Source organism: Paraglaciecola sp. QJM3NY_14 (assembly GCF_056173245.1).
This window is the reverse complement of record NZ_CM149664.1, coordinates 968,434-987,358: the sequence shown is the minus strand read 5'-3', so window position 1 is coordinate 987,358 and position 18,925 is coordinate 968,434. Positions and strand designations below refer to the sequence as shown.

General features: G+C 45.0%; 10 protein-coding genes and 1 pseudogene. 4 read left to right on the top strand and 7 right to left on the bottom strand.

Annotated features, from left to right (window positions below; all coding sequences use genetic code 11):
* Window positions 1-30: 30 nt before the first annotated feature.
* Window positions 31-1,584 carry a sulfatase-like hydrolase/transferase gene (locus AC0VYA_RS04170; RefSeq protein ID WP_475490160.1) on the bottom strand — a complete coding sequence of 518 codons (1,554 nt, stop codon included), beginning with the start codon at window positions 1,582-1,584 and terminating at the stop codon, window positions 31-33.
* 94 nt (window positions 1,585-1,678) lie between these two features.
* A complete protein-coding gene (locus AC0VYA_RS04165) occupies window positions 1,679-1,804 on the bottom strand; it encodes a hypothetical protein (RefSeq protein WP_475490159.1) in 126 nt (41 codons plus the stop codon).
* A 954-nt stretch (window positions 1,805-2,758) separates the two neighbouring features.
* Here AC0VYA_RS04165 and AC0VYA_RS04160 point away from each other — a divergent pair.
* From AC0VYA_RS04160 to AC0VYA_RS04145, 4 genes are all read left to right on the top strand, one after another.
* Window positions 2,759-6,469, top strand: a complete 3,711-nt coding sequence (locus AC0VYA_RS04160; protein WP_475490158.1) for a TonB-dependent receptor — start codon at window positions 2,759-2,761, stop codon at window positions 6,467-6,469.
* Between the two features lie 106 nt (window positions 6,470-6,575).
* Entirely contained in the window at window positions 6,576-8,324 is a 1,749-nt protein-coding gene (locus AC0VYA_RS04155; protein ID WP_475490157.1) for an Ig-like domain-containing protein, read from the top strand.
* A 99-nt stretch (window positions 8,325-8,423) separates the two neighbouring features.
* Window positions 8,424-10,850: a glycoside hydrolase family 42 gene (locus AC0VYA_RS04150; RefSeq protein ID WP_475490156.1), complete on the top strand. Its 2,427-nt coding sequence runs from the start codon at window positions 8,424-8,426 to the stop codon at window positions 10,848-10,850.
* Window positions 10,851-11,041: 191 nt separating this feature from the next.
* Window positions 11,042-11,821: a 3-keto-disaccharide hydrolase gene (locus AC0VYA_RS04145; RefSeq protein WP_475490155.1), complete on the top strand. Its 780-nt coding sequence runs from the start codon at window positions 11,042-11,044 to the stop codon at window positions 11,819-11,821.
* Between the two features lie 129 nt (window positions 11,822-11,950).
* Here the strand turns inward: AC0VYA_RS04145 and AC0VYA_RS04140 are convergent, their stop codons facing one another.
* The 5 genes and pseudogenes from AC0VYA_RS04140 to AC0VYA_RS04120 form a co-directional block, all read right to left on the bottom strand.
* A complete protein-coding gene (locus tag AC0VYA_RS04140) occupies window positions 11,951-12,211 on the bottom strand; it encodes a YrhK family protein (protein ID WP_041713324.1) in 261 nt (86 codons plus the stop codon).
* Between the two features lie 325 nt (window positions 12,212-12,536).
* Window positions 12,537-12,983, bottom strand: a pseudogene (locus AC0VYA_RS04135) (hypothetical protein); the annotation flags it as partial.
* A 477-nt stretch (window positions 12,984-13,460) separates the two neighbouring features.
* Complete coding sequence (locus AC0VYA_RS04130; RefSeq protein WP_475490154.1) at window positions 13,461-14,999, bottom strand: sulfatase; 1,539 nt, start codon at window positions 14,997-14,999, stop codon at window positions 13,461-13,463.
* A 22-nt stretch (window positions 15,000-15,021) separates the two neighbouring features.
* Entirely contained in the window at window positions 15,022-16,023 is a 1,002-nt protein-coding gene (locus tag AC0VYA_RS04125) for a family 16 glycosylhydrolase (protein ID WP_475490153.1), read from the bottom strand.
* A 204-nt stretch (window positions 16,024-16,227) separates the two neighbouring features.
* Window positions 16,228-18,852, bottom strand: a complete 2,625-nt coding sequence (locus AC0VYA_RS04120) for a hypothetical protein (protein WP_475490152.1) — start codon at window positions 18,850-18,852, stop codon at window positions 16,228-16,230.
* Window positions 18,853-18,925: the final 73 nt, after the last annotated feature.

Below are 18,925 nucleotides of genomic sequence, written 5' to 3'. Positions count from 1 at the left end.
TTGAAATGGGCTGGGCTCATTCAATCAAAATTAGTCAACGTTATAGGCTTGGCTTGTGCCCTCTTTGCTTCGATAGCCCGCGACTTGATAGCGGAACTTCTCTATTGATGGGTCTTTGATACGCACGAGCTCGTCTTCCATCAGTTGCACCATATGGCGTAGCTGCTTAGTGTATTTTTTGTCTTTGATGAGGTTGTTGACTTCGATGGGATCATTTTTCAGATCGTACAGTTCGTCACGGTTATCACCTGGGTTCCAAACGAATTTCATCTCTGGGGTACGCAAAGCGCGAATGCCAAACCAGCCACCGTTGTACCATTCGTAAGCATATAACGCTTGATCGACTCTGCCTTTATCAGCAATGTCGCCTTGCTCCATCAGATTAACCAAACTTCTGCCGTCCACGTCTCCGTCAGGCTCCAGTGACATCATTTCGCTAATTGTCGGCGCAATGTCGAGCATTGAAACTTGCTTGTTAACAATTCTAGGCTCTACATTTGGCGCGCGAATGATTAAAGGCATGCGCATCAATTCGTCGTAAGCATAAGGGCCTTTATCGTACAGATTATGCTCTCCCAACATGCTTCCCTGATCGCCTAGCACGATAATCGTTAAGTCATCGTACATGCCCACGTCTTTGGCCGTTTTGATGATATCCCCAACCGCGTGGTCGATCATGGCGATGGCACCGTAATAAAAGGTGCGTGACTTGCGCCAATCCATATCCGTCATATGGCCCACATCATGCCAAGGCCACCAATCTTCATCTTGGGCCATCGGCTTAAACTGACGTTTCACAGCGTGATTAGCGGGTAATTTAACTGTTTTCGGATCGAACATACTGGCGTATGGCTCAGGTACTCGATAAGGAGGATGCGGCTGTTCGAAGCTGATGACGCCAAAGAATGGTTCATCCATTTTGGCCGCTTCACGTAGCATTTTTTGCCCCATATGCACGTTTTCAGCGGTATGGCTTGTTTCGTATGTACCAGGCAAGGTTTGGTAATATTCGTGCTTCTCGCCATTTTCGTCCCGCTCGCCGCGATTGTATTGCGCCATTTTGGCTTGTTTTTCATAAGGCACGTAGGGGCGAGAATGACGGGCCTGAGAATGTTCTTTGCCCCACATAAAATCAGCACCTCGTAGCGCTGGGCCTTGGGGGCCAAGGTGCCACTTGCCCACATATCCTACGTGGTATCCGGTGTCTGCAGCACGGCGTATCACGCCTCCTTCTTCTTCACTTAGTTCATCCACATGAGAATGGTATAAACCTACGTTGTCATCTAGGCCGGTTTTATGTCCCCAACGCCCTGTAAACAACGCAGCACGTGAAGGTGAACACAAGCCAGTGGTTGTCATGGCATTATCAAAGCGGGTGCCATCGTTGGCAAGAGCATCAATGTTAGGGGTAGGAACTGGCCCGCCACGATACGAGAATGTATCAAAACGCATGTCGTCAAACATAAGAACCAATACGTTTGGTTGCTTGGTTTGCACAGTTTCTTGCTCTGATTCATTGGCAGCTAAGCTACTGTGACAAAACAAGGCAGTTGCCATGCCCGCGATAAAAAACGTTAACTTCATTATGTTTTCCTTACTCTGAAATTGCTAATAACTAACCTTCTACCTAATGCGCTTGATTGCTAAGTAATGGATGAACAAGGTCAGTGTTCTGTCGTTACTCTGGGAAGAAGCGTGTTGCTGTCGCTGAAAAATCGGCTCTGTCATTTGTCACTGAGCCTGGCAAGCGGTGATGCTGCACTTGAGCGATAATCGGTAACCTAGTGTAAGAATCTGGGTTCATTATCTTTCGCCTTAATATGTCGTCCTAGCAGATCATCTAAATGCCTTATATGCATCTAATGTCGCGCAAAATCTCAGAAGATAGCCTTTAATGACTGCGACTCATCTCATTAACCTAGCCGAAGAACATCTACCGCGTCTAAGTCTTCTTAGTAATCTAAACATATGATGTTTGCACTTGCAATATCTTTTGTTGCGCATTTGTAAATTGTTGAAACAGTGGTAGAGCAAATGAATTGACTCAACTCAAGCTACTTCTTATTTACATTTTCATCCAAACGCTTCGCCAAATTCCCCACAGCATTTTCTAATCAAGTTGTAGCAGAATGCTTAAACGTCTTATGCTGGCGCTTGCTGCTAGGTTTTATTTCCCTGAGCAGTGATTCAAGCATTACAGTTGCAGGACACTCCTATTCAACAAGGACGTGTTATGTCGTGATTGTTCCCACTTTTTAAGCTCCTAATGCTAGTACAAAGAAATTTTTAGCATGGAATGTTGCTAGCTAACTAGATGATTCATCCCTTCGCTAAAAACGAATAACTTCGACCTATTCATTCCTTATCCCATTGATATAAGTTCTTATTTTAGTGCTCACCATAGAGAACTTAGGGATTGATAAACCCCGAACGTTTGAACTAATGTTACGTAAAAGTTAAAAAACATATTGCGGATGCAAACATCATATGTTTATATTTGTATGAGATTTGTAACTGCTTGTATCAAATAGTTTGAAGTTGGCGTGGATGGCAGAGGCTCAGTCATTGAAACATCACTCCATATGTTTGAGTTACAAAACGCGCTGAAAGTAGCATGCGTTAACGAATGAACACTGCACCTAATGACGCAAGTACACGACACATGATTGCGCAGATGAAATGTTCAATTTAGAAGGCAACGCACACACTTTCCTTTTAAACACGCATGTAAATATTTAAAAAGAACGCGGGAAATATCATGAGAACACATTTTAGATTAAACGCTTTATCACTGGCGGTTATGACAACTTTTCTGAGCACACATGCTGTCGCTCAAGAGTCCGAGCAACCACCAGCAGAGCCTGTCCAGTCAAAACTCGCTTCAGAAGAAGATATAGAAGTCATTGATGTGACGGGTTTTCGTAGCAGTTTGATGAAATCAATGAATGCTAAGCGATTCTCTGACACTGTCAGTGACTCAATTCACGCAGAAGATGTGGGTAAATCTACCGACCAAAACATTGCGGACGCGTTATCCCGCGTGACGGGTGTCACAGTACAAGAAGAGGCTGGCGAAGGAACACGTATTTCAGTACGCGGTGCTGGCCCATCACTAAACCAGATTTCTATCAACGGTGTGGCGTTAACTGGCGGCATTAGTAATGACGGTTCCAACAACAATGCAACCAATAACAACAGTGTTGATTTAAGTTCTTTCTCATCAGATATTTTGTCCTCAATTGACGTGGTAAAAACTGCGGCCGCCGATCAAGATGAGGGCTCCCTTGGTGCAAACATCGTACTTCGAACCGTCAGACCATTAAACCTGAAAAAGCCTAGACGTTCATTCACTATTGAAGGGCGCTATAACGAGTTCGCTGACGACAACGATTTCAGAATTAACGGTAGCTTCGCTGACAAGTACTTCGATGAAAAATTGGGATTTATCATTACTGCCTCCAGAGACGTTCAAAACACGCGGCAGGACAGAATTTCAACGGACTTTGAAACTGGTGCAATTCCAATAAATGACTTAAATGACGGTGGGCGTACCGCAACCGATTTAGCTACAGGTCAGCCTATTCGCGTATTGGGTTATCAACGCGACGATCAAGGAAACGTATTACGAGATGATAATGGACAAGCGTTAGTCAACCCTATTGAGAGCTTGGTTGATTATGACCCAACAACGCAACAGCTGGTTGAAGGCGACCTTTTCGTATTGGCAAGAGACTCAGTCAATTTTGGTCTTAATACGGATAAGCGAGAACGTTTTTCACTGTCAACGGGGGTGCAGTACCGCCCTGACGAAAAAACAGATATTCAATGGGATGTGACATACACCAAACAAGATATTCTACAAGATAACCATAGCGTAAATATGAATATTTCTCCGTTAGTGTTGATCCACCCAGATGATGATAATACCGCACTCAATGTGGTTGATCTTCGCACCAATACCCTAGAACGTTCAACGAGTCGCTCGATTGGCGGTACCACAAACCGCACAACAGGTCTGCGTGAAATCGAAACAAAGGTCAGCACATTGGATTTCACTCGTCATCTTACGGATAACCTCACTATGAACATAGTGGCCGGATATTCTCAGACCGTTGATGAAACGCCTGATGATGATGAAGAAAATAGATTCCTTTCAATCGGAACAGCTCAATGGGGAACCGCCGGAAGAAATGCTGTAGAAGCCCAGCCGGACGACATACTTGAGCTTGTAGGTTACGACTGCTCAACGGGCTCGACAGCAGACTGTGATTATTTTAGTGGATCAACACTGGCGCAATTTGATGCCTTCGACGGCTCTGTGACGTCGGTAACTAGTCGCTTTAACCCTTTCGATTTAGAACACAATCATTTAGGTCAGTTGTTATTTCGTAAAAACAAGCTGACTGACACCAACAAGTCCGTATTCTTAAACTTTGATTGGGTGCTGGATTACGAACATGTGAGATCCGTTGAATTTGGTGCCAAATGGGCTGACCGCTCACGGGATGTGAATATTGAGAACACCCGTATCACCAATGGCGAAGATCTCATCGATGTTGATGACCCATCCGCACCATTTGAAGTCAGAGGCCTGGCGACCATTCGTGTTGCCGACATCATCAGTGGCGAAGCATTCCCTTATGATAACTTTGGCGAAGACTTGCAGGCGAATCGCAGCAACGCGTTGTTTGGTGGATGGCCATTGTTGGATGCAGAAAAAGCCTTAGAACTTGTCGGCGGTAAAAATGCTGGTGAACTTGGGGTTAACCGTTCACGTGCCGGTAGCCGAGAAATTGCAACCGAAACGATGGCAGCCTACGTTAAAACTAACTTCGAGTTTTTCGATGGTAAGCTTACAGGTAATATTGGCGTGCGCTACGTTCGTGACGAATCGGACGCGTCAGGTCTTGGTAGTATCAATTATATTCGCGCCCCGCAAATGCTGGACCCATACGATCTAATCGTTACGCGCGGGCTGGCTAATATGAGTAATCCCGCTTGTCCTGAAGCCGTCATCAGCAACAACGATACACGTTTTACACCAGAGAATGACGACCAGTTGAGAAACTGTTGGGCGTTTGCAGTGACACATGGCTACAACTTTAACAACCAAGCCACCATTCCTTACGATACAGCCACAGGGCAGTTCCTTATCCCTGGCGCAGATGGCCAAGTTGGCCCGGATGTTAACCGTATACTATTCGTAGATGGTTCAGGAAATATCGTTACCAGTAATGAACTGCCAGCACAAATTTACGACCAAAACGGCAACCTTGTTCCCACTAGCGCATCTGAATGGGCAAGATTTAATTCAAACGGTTTGATTTGGCCATTCCTAGACAGAAGCACCGCCTTTACTGGGCCTAATGGCACTGGGCAAGAAGTGCAACAACGGGAAGCACCGGTGTCGGACTCAGGTACTAACGAGGCTTGGCTGCCTAGCTTGTCCCTTAACTATGCGTTGAACGAAGAGACAATCTTACGTTTTGCAGCAACAAAAACCATGACTCGGCCAAGCTTCGATTCGTTAAATCCGGGTAACAGTATTCGCGAGCAACAATTTGGAACCGGTAACGGACGCGCAGGCAATACCCAGTTAAAAAACCTAACCTCGACTAACCTCGACTTCTCTTACGAGTGGTATTTTAATGAATCAGGCTTGTTATCCGCGGCACTGTTTTACAAAGATATGCAAGATTTTGAAGAAACCATTATCACGCCGTTCCATTATAAAGATGTACGCGATCAGATCGATTTAGAAAGTGCTGACCTACTACTCGATTTTGATCCCAATCGTACCCCTGGTGACGAAGATAATTGTCATCCATTGCGCTACGCCGCTGGCTTTTTCGATAAGTGGACGATTGAGTGCGATGTGGTCAATGTTGCCACTGTAACGAATGGTGACGGCGCCACGATTAAAGGCATTGAGTTAGGTTACACTCAAAACTACACCATGTTACCAGGGGTATTATCTGCTCTCGGGATAAGCGTTAATTACACCTACCAAGACTCAGAATCAGAAGCACAAGAAATTGGCTCAACAGGTCGTTTCTTGCGCCCACTACCACAGCCGTTTACGCCGAAACATTCTGCCAACATGACCATTTACTGGGAAAAGGACGGCATCCAACTGCGCTTGGCCAATCGCTATACCGATGTGCAAGCGGTTTCAAGGAACAATGGTGGGGCAATATGGCAAGAAGCGAGCTCTCGTCTTGATTTCAGCGGCAGCTACGCCATCAACAAAAATTTTACTGTGACCTTCAATGCGTTGAACTTGACCGACGAAACCAGGCGTAATTTTTACACCGCCTCAGGTACGGTCGATGCGACCAATTTGAATTCTCAAGAAGTGGTGTTGGACGAAGGCAATGTTTTTGATGACAGCGGCATAACGACAAACAGAACCGTTGCTCTATTCAAAACTGGGCGTCAATTCCGTATCGGTTTACGCGGCACTTTCTGATACGCCTTATTCAATAACACTTTAAGAACAGGTTGAGCCCGTTGTGCTTGCATACTTCGCTCACATCACGTGCTCGACCTACATAACAGAATTTCGGAGAAGTAAGATGAAAAAACACTTACTAGTAAACAAAGTAACAGCAGCCGTTCTTGCCACGCTTTTAGCCGGCTGTGGCGGTGGTACTGACGAAGGGTACGACCCTGATTTTTCAGCGTCTGAGATTGTGACCTTTGATACGGCGACGCTTAGCGCGTCTTTTGAAGAAGAAACCGGTACCCAAGAAGTTGATTTACTGGCTGGGGCCATGGCTGATGGCAAGCCACTGGCCGGCAATATCAATGTTTCAGACTTTAACTTCACCGTTGATCAAAACTTTGTCACGCCACAAATAAGAGGTAATGGTTTAGCAAATCAGACCGTGTCACCTTTTTCTGAACAAGACGGCAAGCTCATCATTGATACTGACAAATTTGCTGACCGTCTCAGCACCTGTGACACCACTGATATCATTGGAGGCCCGCGGGATGAGGATGACAATCCAACACCTGACGGCTTCTTAGATACCCCGCCCCAAGTGACTTATACAATCGATTTTGCAGTGGATAACGGCTTTGATTTAGCCCCCGGGGAAGTATTGCCCAGACGCACTTTAATATTGACCATGAATGCAGTGTTCGACGCTGTTGAAAGTGTGACGGCTGAGCCAATTCGCGTATTGATGGGCCAAGAAGCCACTCTTTTTGCCACTGTGCTTCCTGAAAAAGCATGCGATCAGGGCCTAACTTATTCGATAGCCGACCCGTCCATCGCGAGCATAGATGACAACGGCAATATCACTACCATTGAGGCTGGCCAAACCACGGTAACAGTGACCAGCGTCAGTGCGCCTGATAAGTCAATTACAGTAGACCTAGAAGTCTTTTCTGAATTCACCTTAGCAATTTCCAACAGAGACATGGACAGCAATGGGCTGCCAAGTGAAATGAAAGAGGTACCAGCCTGCGTAACCGCAGGATTTAACGTTACCCCTACCCCAGCGTTTGGAGACGCCTTAAGCGGTGATTATGCCTACGCGTGGGCATCAAGCAACGACGTAGACTTCCCTGCAACATCTGTTAACTATGGCGAAAGTGGGGTTGGTATGTACTCAGTGGGTGACGCTTCAACTGTTGGCTATACGTTCGATGCATCCGTTTCTTTAGCGTCTGGCGATACTGGTGCAACTGAATTCGCAGATGTGGCGAATCAAGGTATTACCGCGACTGTGGTCAGAAACCTGATGTGCGAAACCGGCGTATCAGTTCACCCTGCTGGATTCAACACTGATTTTAATCTCGACGGTGCAGGCGCTCCTTGGAAAGGCGGCACTGTTACTGCTTCTGACGTCAGTCTTTCGGGCAAAGCGTTGGAAATTACTGCTGGCGCCGATGACGCAACAAAAGTCCTTCAGCAAGTGTTCAATAAACAACGGAATTGGCATAGTGCAACCTATGGCTTGGGCGGAAGCTCTATCGGCCAGACCTACAAATATTCAGTCTGGGTAAAACTGCCTGAGCTACCAACACAAGACATCACCCTTAAACATGTATTGTTAGCATGGACATATGACGGCGGCCCAAGTGGCCCGGGCTTTGATTTTAGAAGACCTACCGCTGGTATTTTATCTGCAACATTACAAAAAACCACCGAATGGCAATTGGTCGAGTTTATCAATGAAGCAACTGGCGATAGAGAATGGTCCGTGCCACCCCAGTGGAATGTCTCCACCGATGTGTTCCAATTTTGGGAAGTGTATGGCCTACCAGAAGGCGAGAAAATCCTACTTGACGAATACGCAGTCATGCCAGTGCAATAAAAAGCAACCTAAGCCTTCGATTTAGCAAACTGCATCGCAAAAAATAAACACAAATTAACATGTGCGGCTGATACATCTGGCCGCACAGTAGGAGAACAAATGAAACATCATCTTTTAGGGGCAAGTATTGCTTCAGCACTCATACTTAGTTTAGGTTGCAGCCAATCAACCGAACCTAAACAGGTATTGGAAATAGCGACCGAAAAAGTTGAATCTGTCAGCCCACTTGAGCAACAAGCTAAAGCAAAATTGGACAAGCTCAAAGGTATGATGGACGAAGCACGAAGCAAGAAAATAGACGTCACCCGAGAAGAAACGCTAGTGTGGTTTTCTGAGCAGTTTATCAAATTCGCGAATTGGGATGAAGCGAACCCTAAAGCAATTGAAGCCGCTTTTGGGTACGAACGTTATTACGCTGCCGATAAAGTTGAATTAGCAGCTTCTTTACCTGACTTCGAACGCCAAAAAGTAAACGAAATTTTAGATAAAGGCATATCGGTGCTCGCACAAGTACTACGCGGTGACATAAAACGCCGACCAGTAAATAAGGTTGATTGGCAGGGTACCCAAGCTGGCGACAATATGTTTGTGAGTAATGGGAAACCTATCTTCCCTTACGATTACTTTTCTAAATCGGTTGGCCAACCTCTTACTAATACAGATGTTTATAACGACCATTTAGGTGCACTATACCACGGTGGTGAAAACCTCTATCCAGTAGATCATGACCGCGCCATTAACTCCTTTTTATTGAAGGAAGACGGGACCTTTGACGAAGAACTGATGAAGGAACTCACCGATATTCCTGATACGAATATTGGCTTCCTATATTACTGGATCATGGGGATCCCAGAGTGGGTTGAAAAGCAAGAACCTGAAGTACGTAAGGGTCGTTCACTCTTTACCGGATTCGACATAGACAACCCTTTAGCACGTGATTTGTGGGGTAAAATCATCCGTAGAACAGGTGAGCTAACAAAAGGCAAAAAAGTAACAGAGCTGGGCTTTGTGCTGGCTAATGAACCTCATTGGTTTGCAGAAAAAGACTTTTGGACCGCTCGCTTCAACGAGATGACTTCAATTTCCTCCTACACACTCAACAATTTCCGCACTTGGCTAAACGATAAGTACGAAGGCGACTTAGCTCAGCTTAATGCCAATTGGCGAGCCGACTTTGCGAGTTTCGATGATGTGACTATCGACATACCGATAGATCCTGCTTTGCAAGGCCAGCCAATTTGGTTTGACTGGTCACGTTACAACATGGATAGAAGTACTAACTGGTTTGCATTTATGCAAAATCAGTTACATTCAGTTAATCCAGATGCCGACACGCATATTAAAATAATGCCGCGTATGTTTATGGATAATGTTCGCTCAGGTGGCATAGATACCGAAGCATTAGCGGAATTAACCACCATGGTAGGCCATGATGCTAAATCATTTGGCAGCAAGAATATTAGGCCAGGTAAATCTTCAAAATGGATGGAAAAGTACGCTTATTACTGGGGGTACGTTGCTATGTTCCACGACTTTATGGAGTCAGTGGCACCAAATAAAATTAATGTTAACTCTGAATCACATTTCTTATCGTCCGGCCAGTGGCGAGATTTAGACACTCGCCCAAGCTATGTTCGCAGTGTCTATTGGTTGGCCACATTACTAGGAATGGATGCCAACACCGGTTGGTTTTGGGCACGGGATCCCGACGGCTCCCCTGAAGACCGATTGGAAGGCGAGCTAGACTTTTTCGATCCAGGTTTGGCTGGAGCCTATGCTGGGTCTAATAACATGCAACCTCAAGTCACCAATGAGGTGACTCAGGTGATGTTTGACTTGAATAGTTTTTCAGAAGAGATCATCGAACTGCGGGAACAACCTCGTCCGCTACGTTTGTTTTACTCTGAAACAACAGCCATCAACACTGATGACTACATGACCAAAGGGTACAAGCTCTATGAAGAGCTGTTTTTTGAAGGCTTACCGTTGGGCTTTGTCACCAAAAATATTATTGAAAAACAAGACAATAGCGCTTGGGATACGGTCATTGTTTACAACAACCCAAATGTGAGTGACGCTGAATTTGCTGCATTACAGTCTTATTTAGAGCAAGGCGGTACCGTCATTCTCGATGCTAAAAGCTTGCAATTTAACGAATACGGCCAAATCCGCAAACAGTCACTGAAAGCAAGTAAAGGGAAACTAATCGCACTTGAGGCAGAAGCTGATATTGCAAAAATCAAGCAAGTGGCTCTAGCAGAAGTTGCCGACAGCATGCCTGATATTTTGCTAAAAGAAGATAACGGCGAGCCGTTCAAAACGACCACATGGCGCACAGTCAAACAGTCTGACGGTAGCTACCTAGTGAATATTCTGAATGTTGGGCGTAATGTCGCCAAGCTAGAATTATCACTGGCAAATGGAAAGCCTGCGATCCTCACCAACATGATGACCAGCAATCCAATAAATAGCCATTTCGAACTTGAGTCAGAAGGCGTATTGCTCTTAAAAGTCACCCCTCAATAACCGCTATTTCAACCCCCAGTGTGACAAAACCACTACCTTTAACAAAGGTGGTGGTTTCGTTTAGACTGAGAAGGATAAATACGCGCAACGTATGCAAAGCGATAAGGCGTATAGTGCACTTGCCCACCATACGGCGCAGGAAAAAAATGACTGATTTATCCCACAGATTAGTTCAACACTGAGGTAAATATATGACACTCGTGAAGCTCATACTCATCGGTACCTTACTCGGAATACTGTCTTCCTGCACTCATCAACGCCCCGTAAAAAGTGGTTGGCATACCCTATTCAATGGGGAGAATTTGGACGGCTGGACAGTAAAAATTCATCATCATGAAGTGGGTGATAATGTGGCCGATACCTTTCGTGTTGAAAATGGTTTATTACGTGTCAGTTATGATCAATACGATACCTTTGACAAACAGTTTGGCCATCTATACTTCAATCAACCCTTCAGCAACTTTCACCTAAAGCTGGACTATCACTTCTACGGTGACTTCCTATCTGATGCCCCTCATTATGCTGAGCGAAACAGTGGTCTTATGTATTACAGCCAAGCGCCTGATACGATACTGAAAGAACAAGACTGGCCCATCTCGGTGGAAATGCAGTTTTTAGCTGGCCTAGATGATGGTAAAGCACGGCCAACAGGCAATATGTGCTCCCCAGGCACGGACATCGAATACCGAGGCGCTGTTTACACCGATCACTGCTTGATGTCATCATCACCAACGATTCCGGTGGATGAATGGGTTAGCGCAGAACTAATAGTCAATAATGGCAATGTGACCCACATCATTAACGGTGACATCGTATTGCAATATACCCGCCCGACGATGGGAGGTAAGTTTGTAAAAGGGTATGACCCTGCAATATGGACACCGAGCGCGCCACTACACTCTGGATACATTGCTTTGCAAAGTGAAGGGCATCCTATTGAGTTTAAGAATATCAAAATTAAAGCATTGTAGTGCTGGTGTGGACCGAGTCTTCGGCATTAAATAAAGTAAATACCGGCTCTTGAAAGACAAACAAAGCCACAGCTACCCTATGCCAGCAGCCTCCTCAAAAAGAGAAAATGTTATCTTTCACTTTTCTCACTAGGTTGATTTAGGAGCGACCCTGGCAACATGTATTAAACTTGCCAATTTAATAAAGGGTTTAATAAGTAGTTGAGCACTGCCTGCTATAAATAACCAGGTGCCATCTTCAACAAGAGATTCACTTAGAAAGAAAAAGCTGCCAATCAAAAACCAGACAGCGATCAGTAAATCATTAAAAGCACCTAATGCTTCGTATCGACGCTGTATTACAATGTGTCGCTTACCTAAATCTAAGTCCAACTCAAAACCTTGCTTCATCACCCATCCCCAATTGCACTTTGCTTAGACCAACGCCAATAAATAATCTCAAATTCAACTTCTAAGCGCACCACTTAGTTTAACTTTATATGGACAGCAACTTTATATGGACAGCCATGTTAAATACAGCCCCCTTAAAATACTTTTAATTGATTCACGGTCGATTGGCACTGCTCGCTCATATGCTATGGAAAAATGTTTTTAGTCGAAATGAGTGCAACTCAAAGGGATTAAACAGAATTTTGTAAATTACGGGCAGAGGTTTAAACCATGCTTGGGTAGGGCGAACTGATCTACTCTTTTCAGCTTGTCGCGGGAAACAGTTTTATGCTTGTTTTAACAACTCTTTGGCTTTACCCATCCCTCGCAGTCTCTGATGGTGGATATGACGCTTGAACATGCTCATCATTTGCTCCGCACCTGCGGCGTAGCAAAAATGCTTTTCGAACTCAGTGGATAGGGTTAGCCACTGCGCCGTGCCTAACCCGAGTCTTTCTAAAATAAGACTTTGCTTATGATCCATATACCCTGTCTTATCATCACGAATGCAGCGGCTTGTGGTATCTATAAGCTCGCAATAATCATTAAGTGAATACGCGAAACCTTTGGGCATTTCTTCACGATAGCTGCCTACAAAGGGCATCAAGGCGCTAGGCTGCGACTGTTGATTTTTAGCCGCGTCGATCCGCTTTTTAATACTGGTGTGACTTGCCGTTTCGGGTGTTTCTGCCATTTTTGCGCGTATAGGGTTTAGGTCAACGTATGCCGTACACAGCGGGAAATACAATGACAAATTTATCGGGAATAAAATTTGAACAGCTTTAGCTGGCTTCGAAGAAGTGAACGACATGGATGTTGTGAATAAAATAGGTGTATCGATTAAACTGATTTGGCTTTTTCGCGACTGAGGCATAACCATCAACTTGATCAAATAGAAGACCTATCAAGCTTAGTTTAGGAATGAAAATAACTAATTTTAACTTGGGTGTCTTTATAATAGAGAGGTGGTAGATATTTCTCGATTATCTGAAAATCTGCGCTCCGATATGTACTCTTGTACTAGTTGGAATTCACAATGCATGGTCGTTGAGGTGTTAACGCTTCGCGCCTTCAAGGTGTGAGTTTTTCATATAAGGTCTTAACATCTGAATTGTGCTTGCTGTGATATTCACTGATAAGTCACTAACTTTTCCCTATGCGAACGCTACCGTTTTAATTATTGCTAGCAACAGTGTCATGAAAAGCAGTATTAACGGTATAACTCAGCCTTAAAAGCTGGTTGCCAAGGCGTTTTGTTACCCTTCGCTTTTAAGAAGCGCGCATTAGTTTGTTGATACCACTCATGCAGCTTTTTGCGCAACGAAGCGACTCGTTCGGGCGCTTGGTTTGCTAGGTCTATTTGTTCGCCTATGTCATTGGCAAGGTTATACAAATGCACCTTACCGTCTTCGAAGAGCTCAATTAACTTCCAGTTACCCTGACGGATTGCTGCGCCAGGGAATCCCCCCTGATTCGAGTAATGAGGGTAGTGAAAATACAAAGGCCTTCGCATTAGCGCGTCGCGCTCTGCGCTGGGCGAAAAGTACTGATTTAAATCTACTCCATCCAAGTGTTGCCCAGGCAGCAAATCGAGTTGCCCGGCACTGAGTAAGGTAGGGTACAAATCAGTTGAGGTCACGGGCTCATTGATCTGTAGGTGCTTGTGTTTCTTCTGGGGTAATTTAACCAATAACGGCACTCTAATTCCCCCTTCGTATAACCAACCTTTGCCGCCACGCAAAGGCAAATTTGAAGTCGGTGAGCCTTCGGCACTTGATAGCCCGCCATTGTCCGAGGTAAACACAACAAGCGTGCTTTCATCCATCCCCGCTTGCTTTAATTTGGCTAATAGTCTGCCTACTTGGGTATCCATTTGTTTGACCATAGCGGCATACGTGGGGTGATTTTGCTTCACCCTCACCTCCCGTTTCTCCGCAGTTGGCCAAGCCTGCTCTTCCCTTTGAAACTCGTCGTTATGGGCGTATTGGCGTATTTTTGCTTGATACTCTTGTACGTCTTTGTTCGGCGCAGCTAAAGGCGTATGTACCGTATAAAAAGACAGCATCATAAAAAACGGAGCGGTTTGTTTGCTGTATTTATCCACCAAGGATATAGCTTCATTGGTTAAGCGCTGTGTCAAATACTCGTCTTTGGGACCATCCGTTAATCGTGCATTTTTATAGGGTGAAAAGTACCCAGCTGCAGGGTGACCATTTTTAGTACCTGCAATATTGACATCAAAGCCTTGGTTCTCAGGCCACAGATCTTCGGTTTTCCCTAAATGCCACTTACCTAAGAAAGCAGTGTTGTAACCATTTTGTTTGAACGCCTCAGCCAAGGTGATTTCAGACAATGGTAAAGCGTCATTAAACTCAGCGGGAAGAAAGCGCCCTGCCCGTGCGGGTTTATCATTAGCTGGAAACCAATCAGTCGCTTTGCCTCGGGTTGGGTGTTTGCCTGTCAGCAGCGCGAATCTTGAGGGGCTACACACTGGGTTAGCCGCATATCCGTTGGTGAACATAACACTCTGACTAGCAAGCTTATCGATGTTGGGCGTGTCGTAAAAACTATTTTCGTTGTACGCTTTTATATCTGAGTAGCCTAAGTCATCCACTAAAATCAGCAGTACGTTAGGCTTTGTTACAACTTGTGCGGCGCAGGAATTCAGCACACCCTCACAGACAATCAACGTTATGAATAATAGATAACTTAAACGCTGAAGATGGCGACGTTCGAATGTTATAAGCATAAATTCCCTTTATTGATATAGGCTACTGCCCAAGTTGTTCTGGCTTTTGCCACACGCGGATGTATTCCACCTCGAAGTCCACGACGCCATCATTTTTCAAATGCTCAGGGCTATTCTTTTCCAAATCCTCTTTACTGTTGGGGTAGCCGTGCCACGGGAAGGTTTCCATGTCTAGCCACAGGTTTATCGGCTTTGTCGCCACGTAGCCATTGTAGTCTTCAGGGAGTCCTTCGCGGTTCTCCTTAGCCCACGCGGTGACCTGCTCTGCACTGACCGTTGACAGCAACTCGCCGTCGACATAGTACTTAACCCCATTTTCATTCCATTCCACGCCGTATACATGAAAGTCATCGGCCATTCTAAAGCCAAGATCTTTGTGTTCGGTGTAACTCGGCTTACCTCCAACGGGCTTTTCCCAATCTCGGATAGACCACCATAATTCACTGTCCAGGTGGTCTTTTTTGGGATCTTCTCGGCTGTCACCAAAAGACTCAAAAAAATCAAATTCCAACTTAGGTCCCATTGACCAAAAAGCGCTAGTCACTTCAGCATCAGCAGATTTACTTTTGATTTCAATGTAGCCGTACGTAAATGAACGGCGGTTAATTAGGCAAGGAACGGTAATATTTTCATGTTTCATCGGCTCGCCAAACACCGGCTTTCTGATTTCATCGGAAAAGGGGAAATCTGGCTCCCAGCGGGCTTCTAGCATTAGCTTTCCGTCTTCCAAGCGGTGATTTCGCCCGGAAAATTGCGACGGTGCCCTGCCCTTCCATACCCATTTATCGGGTTTGTCAGGGTGAACATATTGCGGCTTACCGTCTTTAAACTTACCGACAATAAACCAGCGGTCTTCATCGAGTGTGCTGTTATTAAACTCGTCACTCACAGCGGTATTTAATGACCAATTACCCTTATTATCTGGGTCGGACAATGGCAAAAGCATTTCAGCACTCGCCTGAGAATGAAGCGCAAAAAAAGCGCTGAAAGCGAGCGCCCTAATGACATAAACTTGCTTGATCATATTTACCTTCTTTTATGGTGTTAATGGAAATAATTTTTAGGGCTTAGCTAACAAATATGAGAAAGACTAAATATTAAACGTGAAGGTATAAGCTGACTTACAAGCCCTCCTCTCTTGACGCTAACACCTACTCTTTCGCTTCTAGCTAGAGCGTTCAGCAGTAACTAGTTCGCTTAACGAGGCTAGCCAATACTGAACAACACGTTACTTATTGATGAAATCTGTAGCAGTACTGCCGTTGGGGTTACGCATATCACCGCGATACAAAATCAAGGTATCTTCAGGTAAACCATCAGAAACGATATTCGCTTTAGAGAAATCCACAGGGTAGAAGCCAAATTTAGCGGATTCATTGCCTACTTCTGTTGCAGATAACATGGATAAGGCGAGAACAGGTGCCGTTGGAAATATTTTATACCAACGCGTACCTGACGGATTATCAAAGCTTTCTGGGGTCAATGCGGCTAACTGCTCAGGTGTTTGCTGGCCGATGATCTTCTTCTGCTGTAAATCATTTCGGGTCAGTTGATCGATGTTTTTATCGTTGAGGTTAGCTAAATAACGTCTGTTGGCATCGGTTATCAAGTACGTAATGTTATTGCCCACCTCTGCAACAGGGGCATCAAATACGGTTTGTCTTAGGGTGATATCCCCTTTAATCACTAAGTTATTAATACGACCTCGGGTTAGGTCGCGACAACGGGTTTTACAATTGAACGACCCTTTACCGACTAATAAGGCCGTACCGCTGTCTATCGCTTCGATATTTTCTACACTGATGTCTTTCATGATTTTTGAATGGGGTTTTAACCACACACCAGTGAAACCATTGGTGACCTTCACATTAGTGATATTGATTTTGTTCATAGACGAAAAGTAAGGCCCCGAACGATTGAAGTTATCGTTGTCTGTACCATTACCCGCTTCTAAGCGAACGCCGATACCGTTGAAGGCTTCAATGTTATCGATTTCTATCCAATCTCCGCCATATACTTGCACTACGCCGTAACCAGTATGGGCATGGCTTGCCTTAATATTTTTGATTGACCCTTTAACTGGTGTGCGACCGTAAGTGGGGTTACGTTGAATGGCAAACATATCAGGCACAATATCACCACTCTCATCAATGAAGTCGCCATTATCGTTGGTGGCTAACGGGATATTTACGGGGTTCATCGGCTTATTGAGATTCGGGCTTCCTGCCGGATTTTTTACATAGCGCTCTTCCAAAAATAGCGGTGTAGGGCCAAAGCGATAAGCAAATGCACCGTCCTTGTAATCAGCGTCAGCGAACATCTGCACAGCAACCGATTCCGTGTGATTATCTTCAATATTGATATCTGAAATCGCGAAGTTCTTCACGTAAAACAAACCAACAGGGATGGCGCGGGTTAGGTTTACCACGCCATTACCATTACCACCGTTCATGTAACCATAGTTATGCGGCATGTTGGTGGTGGCATCTATGGTGAACTTCTGACCAGGTATAGTCGAGCGAACTTCTACATTTTCGACCCGCTCGGCTAATAAATTGCCTGGGCCGTTACTCCGGCCGAACGAGAACAAAAACTGACGATTGGGTTTATTCTTATTTTTGTGATCATTTTTGCTTGTGGGGTAAAGGTCTTCCTTTATGCCGCGCATTTCAAGTACAAGGCTAGGCTCCACTTCGATACGTACATTAGACGGCACCGCAATATGAGATAAACTAAAACGATTTTGGCCATTCGCATTTGCGCGAAGTATAACGACACCGCCACCGGTTTCTCTTTTTGCTTGATTGAGCGCCGTTTTTAATCGCGCAGTATCATTTACCGTGTCAGCAAACACGGCTTCAGCGAACAATTCAGTAGGCGCGTCGTCAAAAACCTTATTCTCGAAAAAGCCGACATTCACCGTAGTAACGCCGTTTTCGTCCGTATAGCCGGTATAAGCGCTTAAGTCTGTATCAAGAATCGATTCGTCTTCTGGGTCGGGTATCGGTGCCGAGTCATCTTTTTTGCTTATCAGCGAAAGTTGGTTAATGCCTAAATTCGCTCCATCTGGGCCTCTAAATCTAAAGCGAATCTTATTGGCTGACACATTAGGGTTGGCGGTAAAGGTATTTAGACCTACGTTAGCATCGCCCCAGCTTTTCAGCACAACCCAACCACTGTCTGTTTTATGGGCTGCTTCCCAGCTTGTAACACGATTTTGTTCTGTATCGTCTTGGCTGAAGTTAAAGACTAAATTATTGCTTTGTTCGATATCAAAGATGATGTACACGTTACTATTAGCTGCACCTTCAAGGGTCGCCACGGCTTCCTCATGGTTGTCACCTTGTACAACGTTAGCCAGCGCTGCGTTATCCCAGTGGGCGCTTGGCGCCATATTGGCGACTGATAATAAGTTTTTCTCTGGGCTATCGGCCGATGCGAACTCTTGAACCACCGCGTTGTAATTAAGCTCTCCTCGCTTTATCCCGAAGTAAATTTGCGTCTGTTCGTCCAGTGAAACAATATCAAAATAAGAGAGTCCATTATCGGTAATACCATCTGCATCGAGTACAGCGTGGCTGCTATCGGTCACCACTATGCGCAATTTGTCAGAAAGTGCTGTGGCATCTGAAATGACAATATTGTTGTAAGTGTAATAGCCCACACGGCGTTTGGTGTAGCGCTCACTTTGCTCAACGCTGGCTGACTCCACCGTCACCCACTCGCCTTCTTCTTGTGCATAACCATTGAAAGATAACTGACAAACCAAGGTGATGAAAATTAAGCGTGTCACTGCCCACTGGGCACCTTTTAGCGCGCGTAAAGAAACCCAATTATGATTAGGATCAAACATTGTTGTTCTCCAAAAAGTCAAAAGCTGGTCGGCGAAGTCATAGTGATGACATCACCAATAAATTAATCTGTAG